Annotated in this window: 18 protein-coding genes; 15 read left to right on the forward strand and 3 right to left on the reverse strand. The window is 45.0% G+C overall.

Going from position 1 to position 20,242, the window contains the following annotated elements:
- The first annotated feature begins 3 nt into the window (after window positions 1-3).
- From G5A70_RS06695 to G5A70_RS06725, 7 genes are all read left to right on the forward strand, one after another.
- Window positions 4-177 (forward strand): DUF4250 domain-containing protein, encoded by a 174-nt coding sequence (locus G5A70_RS06695; protein WP_173748892.1) that lies wholly within the window; start codon window positions 4-6, stop codon window positions 175-177.
- A 140-nt stretch (window positions 178-317) separates the two neighbouring features.
- Window positions 318-986: a response regulator transcription factor gene (locus tag G5A70_RS06700; RefSeq protein WP_173748893.1), complete on the forward strand. Its 669-nt coding sequence runs from the start codon at window positions 318-320 to the stop codon at window positions 984-986.
- Window positions 983-1,996 (forward strand): sensor histidine kinase, encoded by a 1,014-nt coding sequence (locus G5A70_RS06705; protein ID WP_173748894.1) that lies wholly within the window; start codon window positions 983-985, stop codon window positions 1,994-1,996. Before G5A70_RS06700 ends, G5A70_RS06705 begins: the two co-directional genes overlap by 4 nt.
- Window positions 1,997-2,094: 98 nt before the next feature.
- The gene (locus tag G5A70_RS06710; protein ID WP_173748895.1) at window positions 2,095-2,862 is read left to right on the forward strand and encodes an ABC transporter ATP-binding protein; all 768 of its coding nucleotides are present in this window, start codon (window positions 2,095-2,097) and stop codon (window positions 2,860-2,862) included.
- Window positions 2,852-4,873: an ABC transporter permease gene (locus G5A70_RS06715; protein ID WP_173748896.1), complete on the forward strand. Its 2,022-nt coding sequence runs from the start codon at window positions 2,852-2,854 to the stop codon at window positions 4,871-4,873. Before G5A70_RS06710 ends, G5A70_RS06715 begins: the two co-directional genes overlap by 11 nt.
- A gap of 9 nt (window positions 4,874-4,882) precedes the next feature.
- On the forward strand, window positions 4,883-5,734 hold the full coding sequence (locus G5A70_RS06720; protein ID WP_173748897.1) for an AraC family transcriptional regulator: 852 nt from the start codon (window positions 4,883-4,885) through the stop codon (window positions 5,732-5,734).
- Window positions 5,735-5,807: 73 nt separating this feature from the next.
- Entirely contained in the window at window positions 5,808-7,454 is a 1,647-nt protein-coding gene (locus G5A70_RS06725; RefSeq protein WP_173748898.1) for a glycoside hydrolase family 43 protein, read from the forward strand.
- Here the strand turns inward: G5A70_RS06725 and G5A70_RS06730 are convergent.
- Window positions 7,451-8,680: an AraC family transcriptional regulator gene (locus G5A70_RS06730; protein ID WP_173748899.1), complete on the reverse strand. Its 1,230-nt coding sequence runs from the start codon at window positions 8,678-8,680 to the stop codon at window positions 7,451-7,453. The genes G5A70_RS06725 and G5A70_RS06730 overlap by 4 nt on opposite strands.
- A gap of 151 nt (window positions 8,681-8,831) precedes the next feature.
- Between G5A70_RS06730 and G5A70_RS06735 the strand changes: the two genes are divergently transcribed.
- Genes G5A70_RS06735 through G5A70_RS06745 form a run of 3 tightly spaced genes read left to right on the forward strand, consistent with a single transcriptional unit; the run spans window position 8,832 to window position 13,426 of the window.
- Window positions 8,832-10,001: a glycoside hydrolase family 5 protein gene (locus G5A70_RS06735; protein WP_173748900.1), complete on the forward strand. Its 1,170-nt coding sequence runs from the start codon at window positions 8,832-8,834 to the stop codon at window positions 9,999-10,001.
- 21 nt (window positions 10,002-10,022) lie between these two features.
- On the forward strand, window positions 10,023-11,405 hold the full coding sequence (locus G5A70_RS06740; protein WP_173748901.1) for an MFS transporter: 1,383 nt from the start codon (window positions 10,023-10,025) through the stop codon (window positions 11,403-11,405).
- A 23-nt stretch (window positions 11,406-11,428) separates the two neighbouring features.
- Entirely contained in the window at window positions 11,429-13,426 is a 1,998-nt protein-coding gene (locus tag G5A70_RS06745; RefSeq protein ID WP_173748902.1) for a beta-galactosidase, read from the forward strand.
- Window positions 13,427-13,514: 88 nt separating this feature from the next.
- Here the strand turns inward: G5A70_RS06745 and G5A70_RS06750 are convergent, their stop codons facing one another.
- Window positions 13,515-13,793 carry a type II toxin-antitoxin system HicB family antitoxin gene (locus G5A70_RS06750; protein ID WP_173748903.1) on the reverse strand — a complete coding sequence of 93 codons (279 nt, stop codon included), beginning with the start codon at window positions 13,791-13,793 and terminating at the stop codon, window positions 13,515-13,517.
- A gap of 277 nt (window positions 13,794-14,070) precedes the next feature.
- Between G5A70_RS06750 and G5A70_RS06755 the strand changes: the two genes are divergently transcribed.
- The 5 genes from G5A70_RS06755 (at window position 14,071) to G5A70_RS06775 (ending at window position 19,624) form a co-directional block, all read left to right on the forward strand.
- The gene (locus G5A70_RS06755) at window positions 14,071-14,904 is read left to right on the forward strand and encodes a winged helix-turn-helix transcriptional regulator (protein ID WP_226853541.1); all 834 of its coding nucleotides are present in this window, start codon (window positions 14,071-14,073) and stop codon (window positions 14,902-14,904) included.
- An 84-nt stretch (window positions 14,905-14,988) separates the two neighbouring features.
- Window positions 14,989-15,750, forward strand: a complete 762-nt coding sequence (locus G5A70_RS06760) for a class I SAM-dependent DNA methyltransferase (protein ID WP_173748904.1) — start codon at window positions 14,989-14,991, stop codon at window positions 15,748-15,750.
- 16 nt (window positions 15,751-15,766) lie between these two features.
- Entirely contained in the window at window positions 15,767-16,648 is an 882-nt protein-coding gene (hslO, locus tag G5A70_RS06765) for an Hsp33 family molecular chaperone HslO (protein WP_173748905.1), read from the forward strand.
- Window positions 16,649-16,695: 47 nt separating this feature from the next.
- Window positions 16,696-18,606, forward strand: coding sequence for an NAD(+) synthase (locus G5A70_RS06770; protein ID WP_173748906.1), 1,911 nt, complete (start codon window positions 16,696-16,698; stop codon window positions 18,604-18,606).
- Between the two features lie 46 nt (window positions 18,607-18,652).
- Entirely contained in the window at window positions 18,653-19,624 is a 972-nt protein-coding gene (locus G5A70_RS06775; protein WP_334295092.1) for a Gfo/Idh/MocA family oxidoreductase, read from the forward strand.
- Between the two features lie 100 nt (window positions 19,625-19,724).
- On the opposite strand, the gene G5A70_RS06780 is transcribed toward G5A70_RS06775, so the two are convergent.
- Window positions 19,725-20,156 carry a hypothetical protein gene (locus G5A70_RS06780; protein WP_173748908.1) on the reverse strand — a complete coding sequence of 144 codons (432 nt, stop codon included), beginning with the start codon at window positions 20,154-20,156 and terminating at the stop codon, window positions 19,725-19,727.
- Between the last annotated feature and the right edge of the window lie 86 nt (window positions 20,157-20,242).

Raw genomic sequence — 20,242 nt, forward strand, 5'->3', positions numbered from 1 at the left:
GCCATGATACCAAAAGATCCGGTAATGCTTTTGAGTTATGTAAACACACAGCTTCGTGATTTTTATCCTTCCTTTGCAGCACTTTGTGAGGACAAAGAGTTGAGTGCAGAGGAAATAACAGCGAAATTGGCGGGAATTGACTACGAATACGACAGAGGCAGAAACCAGTTTATTTAATCCGATAGGGATACTTCAGGAACAGATACGGCCATTGGCCGGAAGTTCATGGAGTATTCCTGTTTTTTTCTGCCTTTTTTAATCCAGAACCTGCTATAATAGAGGCAGGACAGACAAGAAAAGAGAAAGTTGGAATAGGGATGAAAAAAATAGCAGTAATTGAAGATGACAGAGTGCTTCGGCAGTCCCTGGCAGGGATTTTAAAGGAAAACGGATATGAGGTATGCTGTGTGGAGGATTTTGCACATGCGGAAGAAGAGGTGCGCAAGGCGGAAGCAGATTTGCTGCTGCTGGACATTATTCTGCCGGGAAGCAATGGACAGGAGATTCTGCGGAATCTGCGGAAAACTTCGGATATCCCGGTGCTGATGCTTACCAGCAAAACAGGGGAAACGGACGAAATTCTGGCTATGAGTTACGGGGCGGACGATTACATGACAAAACCGTATAATCCGGCGCTCTTACTTTTGAAAATCGAAGCCATTTTCCGGCGGATACAGCCCAAAAGCAGTGAAGAGGAGACAGAGTATCAGGGGGTCCGGCTGAATTTGCTGCGCAGTACTGTGGAATATGGGGAAAAAGAGGTGGTGCTTTCCAAAAATGAAATGTCAATTCTTCATTACCTGATGAAGCACCGGGGGAAAATTGTGTCCAGAGACGAACTGATGGATTATCTCTGGGACTGCAATGATTTCGTAGATGATAATACACTGACCGTGAATATCAACCGTCTGAGAAGGCGCATGGAAGAGGCGGGCATTTCCGGTATGATTGAGACGCGGAGAAGACAGGGGTATATATTGGTATGAATCTGAAAAATTATGTGAAGGACCATGGGATTTTTCTGCTGATACAGCTTACAGCCATAGCGGTGCTGGAAGGGGTGCTGCTTTTGTTTCATGCAGCCTTTGCTCTGCAGATGTTTTTTCTGTTTGTGGAACTTTTGGCTTTGTTTGGAGTGCTGTTTTATGATTATGGAAGGAAGCGGCAGTTTTACGCGCATATGGAAGGCCAGATGGAGACGCTGAAGGAGAAGTATCTGCTGATGGAAATGCTGGAGGAGCCGGAGTTTTTGGAAGGAAAGATTTTCTGTCAGGTCATGCAGGAAATGGAAAAATCCATGAATGATGAGATTTTCGGGCAGATACGCAGGAATAATGAATTTAAACGGTATGTGGAAACCTGGGTACATGAGGTGAAACTGCCCATTGCCAGTATCCGCCTAATGCTTCATGAACACAGAAGTGAGGTTTCCAGAGCCTTGAAGGAACAGGTAAGCCGTATTGAAAGTGACGTGGAACAAGTGCTGTATTATCTGCGCAGCGAGGTACCGGAAAAAGATTATCTCATACAAAAGTATTCGTTAAAAGAACGGACAGACAGAGCTATCGCAGACAATAAGGACAGCCTGATATTCCATCATATGAGAATCCGGCAGGACACAGAGGCTGTCATGGTGTGCACAGACGGAAAATGGCTGAACTTTATGCTGGGACAGATTCTGAGCAATGCGGTGAAGTATAAGAAAGACGAAGAACCGTGTATACAGCTTTGGAGTGAGGTTCAGAAGCATTGTGTAAAGCTGCATATCCGGGACAATGGAATGGGGATTCCCAAGCAGGATTTGCCACGGGTGTTTGAAAAGTCCTTTACAGGGGAAAACGGAAGAAAAGGGCAGGCGTCTACCGGAATGGGGCTGTACCTTTGCAAAACCTTGTGCGAAAGGCTGGGACACCGGATAGAAATTGCGTCCCGGGAGAGGGAATACACAGAAATCATCATCATATTTCAGCAAAATGCTTTTATAGAGCTTTCGTAACCTTACGAAGATGTAAGGTTCTGTAATCTAAAACCATGGATTTCCGTTCTCGCTCTTTCTATAATAGGGATATGAAAAGCAAGAGAAAGGAATGGAGTATGAAACCTTTATTAGAAGTACAGAATCTTATCAAATATTACGGTAACAAATCCAGTTTGACGAAAGCGGTAAATGACATCAGTTTCACCGTGGAGAAAGGGGAATTCACGGCAGTGATGGGAGCCAGCGGTTCCGGAAAAACTACGCTTTTGAACTGTATTTCCACCATTGACCGGGTGACAGGAGGACACATCTTTGTGAATGGGCAGGAGGTCACGAAATTAAAAGGGCACAGTCTGACGAAATTTCGCTGCAGGCAGCTTGGCTTTGTGTTTCAGGATTTTCAGCTTCTGGATACATTGAATGCCTTTGACAATATCGCATTGGCTCTGCAGATACAGAATCAGAAGCCGGACGTCATTCGGAAAAAAGTTATGGAAATGGGGGAACAATTAAACATTACCGATGTTTTGCAAAAGTATCCCTACGAAATGTCCGGAGGGCAGAAGCAGCGCTGCGCCTGTGCCAGAGCTATGGTAACGGAACCGTCGCTGATTCTGGCAGATGAACCGACAGGGGCTCTGGATTCCCAGAATGCGGGCATGCTTCTGGGCAGTCTGCAATACATGAATACAGACCTGGACGCCACCATTTTCATGGTGACCCACGACGCTTTTTCTGCCAGCTATACCAGGCGGGTACTGTTTATGAAGGACGGAAAACTTTTTCACGAGCTGCGGAGAGGCCAAGAGGGCCGAAAAGAGTTTTTCGACAGAATTATGCATGTGATTTCCCTTTTGGGAGGTGATTTGAACCATGTTGTTTAATCTGTCATTGAAAAATTTCAGGAAAAGTATCCGGGATTATTCTATCTATTTTTTTACGCTGATTCTGGGCGTTGCGGTGTTTTATATTTTTAATGCCATTGAAACCCAAAGCGCTATGCTGGAGGTAAGCCGGACGAAAGAAAACATTCTGCAAATCATGAACTCCATTTTGGAAGGGGTCAGCCTGGTGATTTCTTTTATTTTGGGATACCTGATTGTATATGCCAGCAGCTTTATGCTGAAACGGCGGAAAAAGGAGTTTGGAATTTATCTGATTCTTGGCATGAAGAAGCGGCAGGTGGCAGGGATTCTCTGGCTGGAAACCGTGTTTATGGGGATGATTTCTCTGGCGGCAGGGCTTATCATAGGAATTGGACTGTCCCAGTTTATGTCTCTTTTGGTGTCCAACCTCTTTGAGGCAGACGTATCGGCTTTTCGCTTCGTGGTATCCGCAAAGGCGGTGGGAAAAACCATCCTATATTTTCTGGTGATTTACCTTGTGGTCATGTTCTTGAATACTTTTGCGGTAAGCCGGGCCAGACTCGTGGATTTTCTTTTGGCAAAGAGAAAGAAAGAGAAGAATCTTCTGAAACATCCGCTGCTTTGCGTTTTGATTTTTATTCTGGCATGGGGAATTCTGGGCCGGGCTTATTACAATGTGACGGCAAATCAGGAAAGTCTGGCAACAGAAGCAGATGTGCTGTTTCAGATTCTGCTGGGCTGTGTGGGAACCTTTCTGGTGTTCTGGTCGGCAGCCGGATTTCTGGCGGCAATTATGGGAAAACTGCCGGGCATTTACCGGAAGGGGCTGAATTCTTTTACCGTGGGGGAAATTTCCAATAAGATAAATTCTACGGTGGTTTCGGGAACGGTTATCTGTCTGCTGATTTTTCTTACCATTTGTACACTGTCCGCAGTCTTTACCAGGAAGGATTACAAGGAGAAAGAGGCAAGAATTCTGGCGCCTGTTTCGATTTCCATGTCAAAGGAAATGACGGACTCGGTGACCGTGGAAGAATTGGTAAGAGAGAAAACAGATTTGACAGAGAATCTGGCAGAGCAGGAGAGTATCTTTACTTATCAGTGTGCAGATGTGACCCGTAAAACCGTTCTGGGAACCTATTATGACGAGATAAAGGACGGTTATGGCAGCTATTATGCCAAACAGTTTGGGGAAGAGAAGGCCGTGCTTGTAAAAGTCAGTGATTACAACAAAATGGCGGCTCTGTATCATCTCTCGTCTTTTGAACTACAGGAAGATGAGTACATGATTGTAGCAAATACGCCAAAGGACATGGAAAATACGTACAACATGGGATTAAAGAGAAATCAGACCATAGATATCAGAGGGAAAACTTATCACGCAAAATATGACACGGTTCAGGAAGGTTTTCTGATGATGAACTATGACCGAACCTATGAGGTTTTCATTTTGGTGCCGGACAGTGTGGAATTAAAGGACACGGAAAGATATAAGAATTATTTTGCGGCAGCGTATAAGAAGGATAGCAAGGCCTTTCGCAAGGAAGTAGATTTGCATTTACATGAGCAGTTAAATTCCGCGGATAGTACCCATGCGCCTGTTTATATCTCCACACAGTCTAATATTTATGACGATACCATTGGCAGCAGTGCTATGTATATTTTTCTGGGCCTGTATCTGGGCATCAGTTTTCTGATTTCAGGGGCGGCGATTCTGGCATTGAAAATGCTTTCCGACGCAGCGGACAGCCGGGACAAATATGTAATTCTCCAAAGGCTGGGGTGCAGTAACCGGAATATCCGGAAGGCTTTGTGGAAACAAAACGGAATTTTCTTTCTGTTTCCTCTTCTGATAGCGGGGATTCATTCGATTTTCGGGATTCAGGTATGCAATGAAATGCTTTCTATTTATGATTCGGGAAGTATTCTTCCGGGAGTGTGTATTGCTGCAGCGCTGGTTCTGTCTATTTACGGAGGATACTTTTTAGTGGCGCAGGTGTGCAGCCAGAGAATTGTGGAAGGAAAATAGGAAATAATCATGAGACACGAAATAGTAGCTGCAAATACAGATATTGAGGCCAGATTTTATCTGTCTGTGGACGAGGGGAGCTTTGTTACACCCCACTGGCACAATAGTCTGGAAATGGTTTATATGCTGGAAGGCAGCATGGAGGTCAGCTGGGAAAATCACAGGACGCAGGTGCATCCGGGCGATGTGGCGCTGGTGAATTCCAGAGTGATTCACTCGGTGCGAAGCAGCCAGAATAAAGCCCTGGTGCTGCAGGTGCCCGAGGAGGTTTTGAAGAAATTTGTACCGGAGATTTGGAGGTATTCCTTTTTTGTGCCGGTACATCCGGAGAGCAGAGAAGAACAGGCGGTACTGGAGAAAATGAAGGGAATTTTTCTGGAAATGCAGCAAATTTATGAGAACCGCCCGGAGGGGTATTTGCTGAAATTTAACAGTCTTCTCTACGATTTGCTGTATGAACTTCTGCAGTCCTGTTCAGAAAAGCTGGGAGAGAGACAGATTTCTCAAAATAACCGCCATTTGGCAGAAATCACGGCAATCATGCAGGAGATAAAAGACCGCTATAAGGAACAGATTCCTATTTCCAGTCTGGCAGAGCAATGGGGATATCATCCCGACTATCTGGCGCGGATTTTTCGGAGATACACAGGTATGACCATAACAGAATATGTGTATGCCGTGCGGATTCAGCATGTATACCGGGATTTGGCAGACACGGAAAACAGTATTGGTGAAATTTTTGCTGTCCATGGATGCCAAAATTACCGGGTAGCCATGCAGGTGTTTAAGGAAAAATACGGGTGTACGCCCAAAGAGAAAAGACAAGAGAGAAAAAGTCGGAATCGTCCTATAAATGAGTAGGAAAAAGCGATAGGAATCAAAAGGGTTTTTCTGTAAAATAAAGGCAGAAAAAAGTATCTGGAGGGAATGAAAGATGATTCAAAATCCGATTTTTAAAGGGTTTAACCCAGACCCCTGCGTATGCAGAAAGGGAGAAGATTACTATGCGGCAGTTTCTACTTTTGAATGGTTTCCGGGAATTCCGATTTATCATTCAAAGGATTTGAAAAACTGGGAACTGTATACCCATGTATTGAATGACGATGAGAAGGTGAATCTACGGAAACTGCCTTCTGCTAAGGGAATCTGGGCGCCTTGTCTGACTTACTGTGAAGAGGAAGATTTGTTTTATGTGGTGTATGGAGTGATGAATTCCATGAATGCCCGTTATTTTGATGTGAACAATTATCTGATTACGGCAAAAGATATTTGCGGACCCTGGAGCGAGCCGGTGTATCTGCATTCCTCTGGTTTTGACGCGTCTATTCTCCATGATGATGACGGCAGAAAGTGGATTGTCTCTTTGGAATGGGAAACCAGGGAGGGGTATGAAAAGCCGGGAGCCATTTGCATGGTAGAATATTCTCCGAAGAAGAGAGAAATCATCGGTTATCCCAAGCGTATCTGGAATGGGGGAACAGACAGAGGCTGCATTGAAGCCCCGCATCTGACCAAGCGAAACGGTTTCTATTATCTCATGTGTGCAGAGGGAGGAACCGGATACAATCATTGTGTAACTATGGCCCGTTCCCGGCAGGTATGGGGGCCGTATGAAGGTGACCCGGCCAATCCCATTGTCACTTCGGTACCGGGAGTTTCCAATGAAAGACATGACCCGGATCATTTGAAGCCCCGCTATTATAATCCGGATTCTGTGCTGCAGAAGTCGGGACATGGCAGTTATGTGGAGACTCAGAACGGAGAAGTATATTTGCTGCATCTCTGTGCCAGACCTTTTGTGCCGGAACTGCGGTGTACTCTTGGCAGGGAAACGGCGATTCAGAAAATGAAATGGACAGAAGACGGCTGGCTGCGTATGGCGGACGGCAGTCATCTGGCAAAAATGGAAACGGAAGAGAGCAATCTTTTGGAAGTGCCTATGGCGAACATACCGGATTTTGATGATTTTGACGGGGAAGAACTTGGGAACTGGTACTATGCCCCCAGAATTATGCCCCAGTCATTTGCCGATGTAAAGGCACGTTCAGGCTATGTGAGAATCCGGGGACAGGAATCCCGTACGTCTCTTAATGAAGTGAGTATTCTGGCAAGAAAGCTCACCAGCGTGTACGCAAGGATTACCACAAAAATGGACTTTAAGCCGGAGGTGCACCAACACAGCGCCGGATTAATTTTGTATTATGACAATATGAATTATATCAATCTGCGGAAGTATTACAGTGAAACGCTGGGACAAAGCGCTCTTTCGATTATCCATCTGGAGAACGGAGAGAAGACAGAGTTTTTAAATACCAGAATTCCGGTGGAAGACCGGGAAATTTATCTGCGGTTGTATATAGAAGGGCGAAAATCCTGGTTTGCGTGGAGTTATGACGGCGAAGTCTATGAAAAGATAGGCCGGGTTTTTGATACAACCAGGTTCTCAGATGAATACTGCAAATACGGAGAATTTACCGGTACTATGGTGGGGCTTACCTGTGCAGACAGGGTAAAGCATGCCCATTGTGCGGATTTTGATTTCTTTGAATATATTGCAGATGAAAGCAGGAATCCTTCTTAAAGGAATTCCCGCACATGATATTTATCACGATACTGTTTCAGTGTCATCCCTGTCTGGGCTTTAAACTGCTTTCCAAGGTGGCTTTGGGAAGAAAAGCCCAGATAGGAAGCAATTTCAATATAAGAATAATTGGAATAAGTCAGCAGGTTTTTTACCAGCTTGAACTTTTCCTGTGCAACAAAATCTACAATAGAAATACCCTCATGTCTGCGAAATAAATTGGAAAGATAATTGGGATTTAAGTATAATTCCCGGGCAATATCCGGAATGCGGATTTTCTCGTGGAGATGTTTAAAAATATAGTCTTTACACTGTTCTACTGTAGGGTTTCCCTCCCTTTTTTTCTGTTGGGATGTCTGTTTTTTTAAGTCTTGTACAAGTCGTGCATATTCCATTTCAAAGGTGCGTATCAGAGGATACAGCGCAGCAGGATTTTGCATACTGTCCAGTTTTTGAATATGAATGTCGCTGAGGGAATAGGCGATTTCAGGGAGCACTCCGCCCCGGATAGAAGCACGGCAGGCCAGGGTAGTCACCACGATTCCCAGATTTTTTAGCTGACGCAGGGGATTTTCCGACAGGGTTCCCAGTTGTCCGGGATAGTCTTCTTCAAAGCTTTTCTGCAGCATTTCCAAATCCCCGTTTTCAATACTGGAAAATTCCCGTAGTTCCTGGTCATAAGGGTTATGGGTTACAGCCATTTCCTGATTATGAAAAATCAGGTCAGCCAGCTTTTGCTGTGTTTCCTCCGGAGAAATCAAGGGAACAACATTTTGGAAAAGAAGGGTATCCCGGTTCAGGAAATTTTCCTGAAAAGAGTTATAAATGAGCAATACACAGTCTGCAAAGTCTGTAAAATCGCAAAGGGCGGCAGTTTCCGGGAAGTCCTTTGGCATTTTGGATGCCGTCAGTGCGGTTTTGAGAGACGCTGAGGAAGAGAAGCGCACAGGGCCCACTACAAAAAGTCCCTCCGGAGTGGGAACAGAGGCATAAATAAGGCTGTAGTTGACTGTAAGCAGCAGGGGGAACTTCCGGGCGGCAGCGGTGTAAAAGGTGCGGAGGATTTCTTCGGTCAGAAAAGAGGCATCCGTAAACGCATAGCGGGAACAAAAACTCTCGTCAGGAACAAGAGAAGGGAGAGGGCAGGAAGAGGGAAGGAGCGGATACCGTTTGATTATGGTGTGCAGGCGGCAGGAAATATAGTGCATCAGATATTGATAATTCATAAGAACCTCCGGGAAAAACAAATTCTGTGAGCACAGTATAGCACAATTTTTTATATGTGAAAAGTGATATACTGCTGTGAAAAGTAATATATTTTCCGGAAATGAGAGCATACAATAGAGGTATCATATAGAAGCGGAAAGGAAGAAAAGCATGAAAGTAAAAGGCGTGAACCTGGGAAACTGGCTGGTGCTGGAGAAATGGATGAGTCCTTCTTTATTTGAGGGGACAACAGCGGAGGATGAGTATTATCTGCCTACACAGTTGTCAAGAGAAGTGTATGAGGCAAGGATAAAAATACATCGCTCTGAATATATCACAGAGCGTGATTTTACAAGAATTAAATCTATGGGTATGGATGCAGTGCGGATTCCGGTTCCTTATTTTATTTTCGGAGACAGAGAGCCTTTTATTGGGTGTATAGAGGAGTTGGACAAGGCATTTTGCTGGGCTGAAAAGTACGGACTTCAGATTCTCATAGACCTTCATACAGCGCCGGACAGTCAGAATGGATTTGACAACGGCGGTATCAGCGGGGTGTGCAAGTGGTCACAGCAGCCGGATGAGGTGGAATTTGAGCTGACTGTATTGGAAAGACTGGCCGAGAGGTACGGTAAGAGAGAAGGACTTTGGGGAATTGAGGTACTCAATGAGCCTGTTTTAGAGGATATGTGGGAAAGCATGAAGGTGACGGAGCGTTATCCGGCAGCAGACCCGGAGAAGGCAAAAGGGACAAAACCCAATACCATGGAGTTTGTCCGGGATTTCTATCTGAGAGCCTATGACAGAATCCGGAAGCATATGCCCAAGGAAAAATATGTGGTTATCCACGACGCATTCAAACTGAAAGCCTGGAAAGATTTCATGCAGGAAGAAAAGTACAAAAATGTAGTGCTGGATACACATCAGTATCTTATGATGGCAGAATTGCAGGGGTGTCCTCAGACGGTGGAAGGTTATGTAAACTATATTGAGGAAAATTTTGAAAAGGATATTCAGGAGATGTCCCAATATTTCCCGGTCATCTGCGGAGAGTGGTGTCTTTTTAATTCCCTGGCAGTGGGAAGAGATACCAAAGGCGGACAGACGGTATTGAACGGCCAGGAAGGTGTTTCAGAGGAAAGTCTTACACCGGAACAGAAAAGGGAAATTTATCAGGCTCTTGCAAAAGCGCAGTTAAAGGCCTGGGACGCAGGAAGCGGTTATTTTTACTGGAGTTATAAGCTGCTTACGGACACGGTGAATACCCCCGGCTGGGTCGGCTGGGACAGTTGGGATTTGGGAAGATGCGTGGACTTTGGCTGGTTTCCCACAGAAAGATAAAAGGAAAGGCAGGACAAACAAATGAAAACAGATAAAAATCCAAACGCAAAATTATCCTTTTTGGAACGGTTCGGCTATGGACTGGGGGACTATGCAGGAAATCTGGTATATTCTGCTATCAGCGCTTTTCTGCTGGTGTATTACACCAATGTAGTGGGGGCAAATGCAGCGGCGGCAGCTTCTATGATTGCAGTGTCTAAGCTGCTGGACGGTATTTCAGATTTGATTATGGGCTATATCATTGACCATACACACAGCAAATGGGGAAAAGCGCGTCCGTGGATTGCAAGACTATGTATTCCGCTTGCAGTATGTACTGTGCTGATGTTCAGTGTGCCATCACAATTTGCGGGAAAAGCGCAGATTGCTTATATGTTTCTGACTTATAACCTGGTATCTACTATTTTTTATACAGGCATTAATGTGCCTTATGCAACCATGCACGGGTTAATGACAACCAATCAGTATGAAAGAGGGCTGCTGGGGAATTTCCGTATGCTTCTGGCAACCGCAGGAACGATGACCATTAACACCGTAGTTCTGAAAATGACCGGATTTTTCGGCGGCGGCGATGCCTATGCACAGAAAGGCTGGACGCTGACTTTTGTGGTGCTGATGCTTGTATTTGTTGTGTTAAATATGTTTACCTTCTTTGTCTGCCGGGAACGTGTGACAGAACAAAGTGAGGAACGGGAAAAAGTTTCTTTTGTCAAAGGAATTACAGGGCTTTTGAAAAACAAATACTGGGTGCTTATGGTTGTGGCTCTGTTTTCTATGTACTTTATGATGTCCTGTTTCTTTGGTTCTGCTTTGTATTTTACAAAGTATAACATGGGAAATGAGGGACAGTATGCCATGGTTTCCAATCTGCTTTCCGTGGCTCAGATTGTAACCATGTTCTTTACGCCGCTTCTGATGAAAAAGGTAAGCAAGAGAAATGTATTTCTTCTTGGAATGGCAATTTCTACCATTGGTTTTCTTATGGCAGGTGTGAGTACGGATTATGTCATTATCTGTGTATCCTCGGTTGTAAAAGGAATTGGTTTTGGCTGTGGAGGTGCAACGATGTTTGGCTGTCTGCAGGATGCCATTACTTACGGGGAGTGGTATAATGGATATGGAACCGCCGGTATGGGAAATGCAGCTTCCTCCTTCTGTATGAAGGTAGGTTCCGGTGTAGGTACGGCAGCTCTTGGCTGGATTTTGAATGCCGGAGGGTTTGATGCAGCGAAAGATGTGCAGAGCGCATCTTCCCTGCACGCGGTTACCACAGCGTTTGTGTGGGTTCCCATTGTAACTTCTGTTATCTGTGTGGTCTGTATGCTGCTGTTTGATTTGGACAAACATTATGACCAGGCTGTGGCAGATTTGGCACAGGGGAAATCCAGAATCCATCAGAAATAGAATACGAGTAGGAGAGAAGTTTGATGAAAGAGGAATTGCTGTTTGGTGCGGCTTATTATGCGGAATATATGCCATATGAGAGAATTGACCGGGATATGGAAATGATGAAGCAGGCAGGTATGAATGTTCTGCGTATTGCAGAATCCACCTGGAGTACGCTGGAACCTCATGACAATGTATTTGATTTTTCTTTTCTTGATAAGGTGCTTGAGGCCGCAGAGCGAGAAAACCTTTCCGTCATTGTGGGAACGCCTACTTATGCTGTTCCTGCCTGGCTGGTAAAGAAAGACCCGGCGGTGCTGGCGGTTACAAAGGAAAGACAGGAATTATACGGCAGACGGCAGAACATGGACATTATGAATGAGACTTTCCGTTTCCATGCAGAACGGGTGATCCGGAAATTACTGGAGCATACCGCAGGCAGACGCTGTGTCATAGGATTTCAGATTGACAATGAAACCAAGCATTACGGTACGGCATCTCCCGGGGTACAGGCGCTTTTTGTGGAATATTTGAAAGAAACTTTCGGGACAACGGGGAAACTGAATGAAACCTTCGGGCTGGCGTACTGGAGCAATTCTGTTCATTCCTGGGAAGATTTTCCGGATATGAGAGGCTGTATCAACGGCGGCCTGGCCAGTGAATTTGAAAAGTTCCAGAGAAAACTGGCGGCAGAGTATTTAAGCTGGCAGGCGGACCTTGTAAGAGCCTATAAACGGGAAGACCAGTTTATCACCCACAATCTGGATTTTGAATGGAAGAAATTCGGTGCGGATATTGCCCAGGATGGATACTCTTATGGAGTGCAGCCGGATATCAACCACTATGAGGCAGCAAAGTGCCTGACGATTGCGGGCACTGATATTTATCATCCTACACAGGATTTTCTTACAGGGGCGGAGATTGCCTTTGGAGGAGATGAAATACGCAGCCTTAAGCAGGAAAATTACTTTGTGCTGGAGTGCCAGGCCCAGGCTTTTAAATATTGGACGCCTTATCCGGGACAGCTTCGTCTTCAGGCATACAGCCATCTGGCCAGTGGCGCTAAAGGGCTGATGTACTGGAACTGGCATTCCATTCACAATGGATATGAAACTTATTGGAAAGGGCTTTTGAGCCACGATTTGGATACCAATCCCACTTATGAGGAAGCCTGTGTCTTTGGCAGAGAATGGAAAAATCTGGGAAAGAAGCTTATCGGGCTAAAGAAAAAAAACAGAATTGCCCTTTTGGTGGATAATCAGTGTCTGACTGCCATGAAGTGGTTTCCTATTGACAGGGATTTAAGCTATAATGATGTAGTGCGCTGGGCTTACGACAGCCTTTATGAGATGAATCTGGAGTGCGATGTGGTGGATGTGCAGGCCGTAGACATGAGTCGGTACGACATGATTGTAACGCCTGCCCTGTACAGCGCAAAAGAATCTCTTTTGCAGCAGCTGGAAGAGTTTGTTGCCCGGGGCGGTGTGCTGGTAAGCACGTTCAAATCCTTTGTATGCAATGAATATTTAAGTGTGTACTGCGATAAACAGCCACACAGGCTGCACCGGTGTTTCGGTATGAGTTACAACCAGTTTACCGAGCCTGGAACAGCGGCTTTAAAAGGGCAGAAGGTGCAGTATTTTGCCGAACTTTTAAAGACGGAGGGTGCAGAAAGTCTGGGGAATTACGAACATAAATACTGGGGAAAATATGCGGGAATTACCTGCAATGATTATGGAAAAGGCAGAGCCTATTATATTGGCTGCTTTACGGAGAAAGGGATTTTAAAAGAAATTTATGCCCAGGCAGGAAGAGATGCCGGTATGGAACTTCCCTTGTCAGTCTGGCCAGTCGTGTTCAGAAGCGGAGAAAATGCAGAGGGGCATATGCTGCATTATGTGCTGAATTACAGTGAAAATCAGCAGGAGGTTTTGAATCCTTACAAAAGGGTAAGGGATTTGCTTTCAGACAAGGTGTATGAACCGGGAGAGAAGATTCTGCTGATGGACTGGAATCTGGCAATTTTGGAAGAAATTTAAAGCGTTATTTGGAACAAAAAATAAGAACAGGCAGGAGCAGGAAGTGCTTCTGCCTGTTCTGAGCATCTCTCATAAAGCAAAGTCTGCTTTATTCATCCCAACCTTCATAAAACCGGATATTTACGGAAATATTTCTTACAATATCCCCTTCCTGTAAATCCATATCACTTTCGTCCGATACAGAGGGGAGGCTGCAGTCCTCTTCGGAGAGTTCCAGGCTCAGCCAGTCGTAGGCAGCCTCGTTGGCATTATCTACGGCATCTTCCAAAGTGTCGCCTTTGGCATAGCAGCATTCCAAATCCGGAAAGTGGCCTTCATATGTTCCGTCTTCTGCTTTGCGGAAAACCGCAGGATATATAAATTTCATAGGGAAACTCCTTTCTGGGTATTCTGAATTTATAATATTGGCTTCTTTAGGGAGTATATAACAAAATTCCGGGAGGGACAAGTAAAATGTGGGGATAAGGTATATCTGTGAAATGTACATACAGGCTGAAAGAGACGCGGAATTATGGTATAATGCAAATAAAAAATTGGAAAGGAAGAAAATATGGATTCAAAGGATATCAAAGCAATATTGGGAATAGGTGAGACCGTTGCAGTGGAATTTAAACGCTGCGGAAATGGCATTGAAAGTGATGTCTATGAGACTGTATACAATGGACCGGGTAACAGGAGAACAGGGATTCAATCTGGCTGCAGTTATGCTTTTGGGATATGATGATGTGATTTTAGATATAGTTCCAACCTATATGACAGACGCATTGCTTCGGCGCATAAATGTAGACCGTTATGATGATAGAGAAATTGTACAGACAAATTTGATAGAAAGCTATGAACGATTGATGGAATTTGGACACAAGCATTTACCGGATAAATTTTTTCTGGAAGATGACCAGAGAAAGAGCCTGAGAAATATTATTACTCGAGAAATGATTGCAAATACATTGATTCACCGTGAATATACAAGTTCTTATCAGGCAAAATTTGTCATAGAGAATGAACGTATGTATGTAGAAAATGCAAACCGGGCTTTGCAGCAGGCAGTTCTGACGCCGGATAATATGGAACCACTGCCTAAAAATCCAATCATAGCGTCGTTTTTTAGAAATATCGGATATGCAGATCAACTTGGTTCGGGGGTGCGGAATTTGTTTAAGTATAGTAAATTCTACTCTGGTGATGACCCGAAGTTTATGGAGGGAGATATTTTTAGAATTATTGTACCATTAAATGAAAGAAAGACGAAAGAAACTATTACCCAATCGGCCACCCAGTCCACCCAATCAGATGAGATAAAGCCGGTTCAGAGAATCATTGAAATCATAGAACAGAATCCACTTCTTTCTCAAAAGCAAATGGCTGAAAAATTATCTTTAAATCAAAATACACTGAAATATTATATTAAAAAGATGCGGGAAAAAGGAATTATTGAAAGAGTTGGTTCCAGCCGAAAAGGAAAGTGGGTTGTTAAATAACGGAAAAATGAATCTTTCTTTACACAACTCGGTATTTCGTGATAGTATGAATTGGAATCAGGAAAGAAAAGGAGGAATCCCTATATGGGTTCTTACGAAAGTTTTGCCAGGGTATATGATTTGTTTATGGACAATATACCCTATGACGAATGGTGCAGTTACCTGATAGAACTGCTGAAAGAATACGGCATAGAGGACGGTCTGGTTCTGGAGCTGGGCTGCGGTACCGGAAATGTAACAGAACGGCTGTTCAATGCGGGATATGATATGATCGGTGTAGACAATTCCATGGACATGCTGGAAATTGCCATGGAAAAGAAAGAAGAGAACAAAAAGGACATTCTGTATCTTCTGCAGGATATGCGGGAGTTTGAACTTTATGGGACAGTTCGGGCGGTGGTGTCTATTTGTGACAGTATGAATTATATCACAGAGGAAGAAGACCTCTTAGAGGTGTTCCGCCTGGTTAATAATTATCTGGACCCCGGTGGAATCTTCCTATTTGATATGAATACAAAGTATAAGTATGCGGAGATTCTGGGGGATAATACAATAGCAGAGAACCGGGAGGACGCCAGCTTTATCTGGGATAACTATTATGATGAGGAAGAGCAGATAAATGAATATGATTTGGCGTTGTTTATTCCCGAAGACTGTCAGGGTGAGCTGCTTTACCGGAAATATGAGGAAACTCATTATCAGAGAGCATATGAGCTGGAAACCGTGAAGCGGCTTCTGGAAGAAGCGGGTATGGAGTTTCTTGCTGTGTATGACGCATTTACACGGGAAGAGCCAAAGGCAGACAGCCAGAGAGTTTACATGATAGCCAGAGAAAAAGGAAAATAAAACAGGGAGAGACAAAATGAGAGATTATATAGTAAGAGCAACTGCAGCAAACAGTCAGATTCGGGCCTTTGCTGCGACAACCAGAGATTTAGTGGAATATGCCAGAGCTGCACATAACACAAGCCCGGTAGCTACAGCAGCGCTGGGACGTCTTTTGACAGGGGGCGCTATGATGGGCGTTATGATGAAGGGGGAGAAAGACCTTCTGACTTTACAGGTAAAAGCAGGCGGCCCTTTAAACGGCATGACTGTTACTGCAGATTCCAGAGGAAACGTCAAGGGATATGTGGGAAATCCAAACGTGGTACTGCATGCCAATGACAAAGGAAAATTAGATGTAGCAGGCGCTGTAGGCGTGGGATTTATGAACGTCATTAAGGATATGGGGCTGAAAGAGCCTTACATGGGACAGACCGTGCTGCAGACCAGTGAAATTGCGGAGGATTTGACGTATTACTTTGCTACCAGTGAGCAGGTGCCGTCTTCTGTAGGACTGGGGGTTTTAATGGAAAAGGACAATACCGTGAAACAGGCCGGAGGCTTTATCATTCAGCTTATGCCTTTTACAGAAGAATCCGTTATCAGCCAGTTGGAAGAGAATCTGAAAAACGTAACGTCTGTTACTGCGCTTCTGGAAGAGGGCCACACACCGGAAAGCCTTCTGGAGACTCTTTTAAAAGGCTTTGACATAGAATTTACAGAAAAAATTCCTACACAGTTTTACTGCAACTGTTCCAAAGAGCGGGTAGAGAGAGCTTTAATCAGTGTAGGCAAAAAGGACATTCAGGAGATGATTGACGACGGAAAAGAAATTGAGATGAATTGTCATTTCTGCAATAAAAATTATATTTTTACCGTGGACGAATTGAAAAGAATTCTGAAAGAATGTAAAAGATAAGGGCATAGAAGGATAGAAGTAAAAAAGCAGGAAAGGTTTGGTGCAAAATGAAAGACGGATTCATAAAAGTGGCAGCCGCAACACCGGATATTCAGGTGGCAGACTGTGTTCACAACACCCGGGAAATTGTAAAAAAAGCAAAAGAAATGAGCCGGGAGGGCGCCCGTATTCTGGTGTTCCCGGAACTTTGTATTACGGGGTATACCTGCCAGGATTTATTTCAGCAGGATACTCTTCTGGAATCTGCCAAAGAGCAGCTTTTAAAGGCAGCAGAGGAACTGAAAGAGGTTCCGGGACTGATTTTTGTGGGTCTGCCTCTGGAATTTCATGGGAAGCTGTACAATACCGCAGCGGTGTTAAGCGGCGGTGAGATTCTGGGAATTGTGCCAAAGCAGTATTTGCCCAATTACGGAGAATTCTATGAAGCCCGTCATTTTGTCTCCGGAGGAGAGATTCTGGACTATATTCCTATGGGAAAGGGAAAAGTTCCCTTCGGCAGCAGACTGCTTTTTACCTGTGAGGAAATGCCGGGACTTACGGTGGCAGCGGAAATCTGTGAGGATTTGTGGGCGCCCTGTCCTCCAAGCGTAGGACACGCCATGGCAGGAGCCAATGTGGTGGTGAACCTGTCGGCCAGCGATGAAACAGTGGGAAAAACAGAATACAGGAGAAGTCTGGTAAAGGGACAGTCGGCAAGACTTTTGTGCGCTTACATTTATGCCACAGCAGGAAACGGAGAGTCCACTCAGGACTTGGTTTTCGGCGGACAGAATCTTATCTGTGAAAACGGCAGTCTTCTGGCAGAGGCGCCGCTGTTTGCCAATGAAACGATTTACGGAGTTCTGGATATTCAGAAGCTGAAAGGGGAGAGAAGACGGATTTCCACCTGGCAGCAGGAAATGGATGGCTCTTATCTCAAGATTTCTTTTCACCTTCCGAAAGAGGAAACACTGCTTACCAACTGCTTTGAGCAGAATCCTTTTGTACCGGGAAATCCGGAAAAGAGAGCGGAAAGGTGCAATGAAATTTTGAATATTCAGGCTATGGGACTGAAAAAGAGAATGGAACACACCCATTGCAAGACAGCGGTTTTGGGAATTTCCGGCGGTCTGGATTCTACCCTGGCCCTTCTGGTGACAGCCAGAGCTATGGATTTGCTGGGCATGGACAGAAAGCAGATTGTGGCGGTTACCATGCCCTGCTTCGGAACGACGGACAGAACGTATACCAATGCCTGCGAACTGACCAGACGTCTGGGGGCGGAACTTCTGGAAGTGGACATTAAAAAGGCAGTTCTGCAGCATTTTGAAGATATTGGGCAGGACCCACAGGTGCATGACGTGACATTTGAAAATGCACAGGCCAGAGAGCGGACACAGGTGATTATGGATATTGCCAACCAGCGGGGCGGCATGGTTATCGGTACCGGAGATTTGTCAGAACTGGCCCTTGGCTGGGCAACGTATAACGGAGACCACATGTCTATGTATGGAGTCAATGGTTCGGTGCCGAAAACTCTGGTGCGCTATCTGGTGCGCTATTATGCGGAAACCTGTGGGGAAGAAAAGCTGGCGCAAATCCTTATGGACGTGCTGGATACTCCGGTAAGCCCGGAACTTCTGCCACCTGAGGACGGTGTGATTTCCCAGAAAACAGAAGATTTGGTAGGACCGTATGAATTACATGACTTTTTCCTCTATTATATGCTGCGGTTCCATTTTTCGCCGTCCAAGATTTACAGAATGGCGAAAGCGACTTTTGAAGGTGCGTATGACGAGGAAACGATTTTAAAATGGCTGAAGAAGTTTTACTGGAGATTTTTCTCTCAACAGTTTAAGCGTTCCTGTCTTCCGGATGGACCGAAAGTGGGCAGCGTGGCGGTATCGCCCCGCGGGGATTTGCGTATGCCAAGCGATGCCTGCGTGACGGTGTGGATGAAGGAAATAGAAAAGTTATAAGAACGTATTTGGTGGGATTTTACGGGAGGTTTGGATTATGGAAAAACTGAGAGTCGGTATTTTAAGTACCGGAAATATTGCTGCCACAATGGCAGGAACTGTCAAACAGATGAAAGAGGCCCGGGTGTGTGCCGTTGCGTCGAGAAATCTGGAAAAGGCAGAGAAATTTGCGGAAAGATTTGAAATTCCGAAAGCCTACGGTTCTTATGAAGAACTGGCAAAAGATGAGGAACTTGACGTGGTCTATGTGGCAACGCCCATGTCAGAGCATTATGAAAATGTAAAAATGCTGCTGAACCATGGCAGAAACGTGCTTTGTGAAAAATCTTTTGCGTTGAATAAAAAACAGGCAGAGGAAATGATTCACCTGGCAGAAGAAAAAGGTCTTCTTTTGACAGAAGCCATCTGGGTGCGGTATATGCCTATGTGGAAAACACTAAGGCAGGTGCTGGATTGTGGAATGATCGGCGAGCCTATGACAGCTACCGCCAATCTCTGCTATCTCATAGACCAGGTGCCGCGGCTTATGGAATTGAAGCTGGGCGGCGGCGCACTTTTGGACGTAGGTGTGTATGTCCTGAACTTTGCCTCTTTGGTATTTGGAAATGAGATAGAAAGTATCACTGCAAAGGCATTGATGACAGAGGGTGGAGTGGACGCGCAAAACAGCATTACGCTCACCTATCCGGGACAGAAAATGGCAGTGCTGAACAGTTCTCTTCGTGTGATTTCCGACAGAAAAGGCGTGATTTACGGCACAAAGGGATATGTGATTGTAGAGAATATCAACAATTTTGAGTCCATTGCCGTGTATAACCGGGACAGGGAGCAGGTGGCATTTTATGAACAGCCGTCTCAGATTTCAGGTTATGAATATGAGGTGCTGGCCTGCAAAGAAGCGTTGGAAAAGGGATGGAAGGAATGTCCGGATATGCCTCATGCAGAGACCCTTCGGATTATGGCACAGATGGATGCCATCCGCGAAGGATGGGGGATGAAATACCCCCAGGAAAGATAGAAAGATACCAGGAATTATGCGATTACAGTAAAAGAAAAACTGCCCCATAAAGTCTGCGGAACACTTACCAATTTCCGCAGCGGCTTCATGGGGCAGTTTTTTATTTTCGCGCCTTTTCAAGTGCCTTCTCAATGGCATCTAACAACATCATGGAGGTATATTTGTTTTCCTCTGTATATGTGATGTTTTCCGTGGACTGTGTCTGGCAAATCTGTTCAGAAAGCGCGTCCAGGGCCGGCTGCATCAGGGGATACATAGCAGTGGTGGTTTCGCTTAGATTTACAAGAGAAATGGCATTGATGTGATTTTCGTCCACCGTAACCTCCACATCAAAGGTATTGTCGTTGAGTGTAATGGGGCTTGCATAGACACCGGCGTGATAGACGGCTTTGGCACTGGCGGTATCTGCGTCCCTGCTCTTCCCAAACATCATAAAGAGTACCACAGCCAGTACAATAGCCAGTACCACAAAAATACCTGTATAAATGACTTCTTTCATATGTAACACAACAATTTTGGTTTTTGAGCTCATGGCTGCACCTCCTGCATTCCTTTTTATAACATATTACCGGGTAAGGGAAAATATGCCTGTGTATTTGCACATCTACATTTAACAAT

The sequence above is a fragment of the Blautia hansenii genome (genome assembly GCF_013304445.1).
Classification (GTDB): domain Bacteria; phylum Bacillota; class Clostridia; order Lachnospirales; family Lachnospiraceae; genus Blautia.

Coding starts and splice junctions, on each gene's coding strand:
- G5A70_RS06695 (WP_173748892.1), top strand. CDS start 4: ATGATACCAAAAGATCCGGTAATGCTTTTGAGTTATGTAAACACACAG.
- G5A70_RS06700 (WP_173748893.1), top strand. CDS start 318: ATGAAAAAAATAGCAGTAATTGAAGATGACAGAGTGCTTCGGCAGTCC.
- G5A70_RS06705 (WP_173748894.1), top strand. CDS start 983: ATGAATCTGAAAAATTATGTGAAGGACCATGGGATTTTTCTGCTGATA.
- G5A70_RS06710 (WP_173748895.1), top strand. CDS start 2,095: ATGAAACCTTTATTAGAAGTACAGAATCTTATCAAATATTACGGTAAC.
- G5A70_RS06715 (WP_173748896.1), top strand. CDS start 2,852: ATGTTGTTTAATCTGTCATTGAAAAATTTCAGGAAAAGTATCCGGGAT.
- G5A70_RS06720 (WP_173748897.1), top strand. CDS start 4,883: ATGAGACACGAAATAGTAGCTGCAAATACAGATATTGAGGCCAGATTT.
- G5A70_RS06725 (WP_173748898.1), top strand. CDS start 5,808: ATGATTCAAAATCCGATTTTTAAAGGGTTTAACCCAGACCCCTGCGTA.
- G5A70_RS06730 (WP_173748899.1), bottom strand. CDS start 8,680: ATGAATTATCAATATCTGATGCACTATATTTCCTGCCGCCTGCACACC.
- G5A70_RS06735 (WP_173748900.1), top strand. CDS start 8,832: ATGAAAGTAAAAGGCGTGAACCTGGGAAACTGGCTGGTGCTGGAGAAA.
- G5A70_RS06740 (WP_173748901.1), top strand. CDS start 10,023: ATGAAAACAGATAAAAATCCAAACGCAAAATTATCCTTTTTGGAACGG.
- G5A70_RS06745 (WP_173748902.1), top strand. CDS start 11,429: ATGAAAGAGGAATTGCTGTTTGGTGCGGCTTATTATGCGGAATATATG.
- G5A70_RS06750 (WP_173748903.1), bottom strand. CDS start 13,793: ATGAAATTTATATATCCTGCGGTTTTCCGCAAAGCAGAAGACGGAACA.
- G5A70_RS06755 (WP_226853541.1), top strand. CDS start 14,071: ATGAGACTGTATACAATGGACCGGGTAACAGGAGAACAGGGATTCAAT.
- G5A70_RS06760 (WP_173748904.1), top strand. CDS start 14,989: ATGGGTTCTTACGAAAGTTTTGCCAGGGTATATGATTTGTTTATGGAC.
- hslO (WP_173748905.1), top strand. CDS start 15,767: ATGAGAGATTATATAGTAAGAGCAACTGCAGCAAACAGTCAGATTCGG.
- G5A70_RS06770 (WP_173748906.1), top strand. CDS start 16,696: ATGAAAGACGGATTCATAAAAGTGGCAGCCGCAACACCGGATATTCAG.
- G5A70_RS06780 (WP_173748908.1), bottom strand. CDS start 20,156: ATGAGCTCAAAAACCAAAATTGTTGTGTTACATATGAAAGAAGTCATT.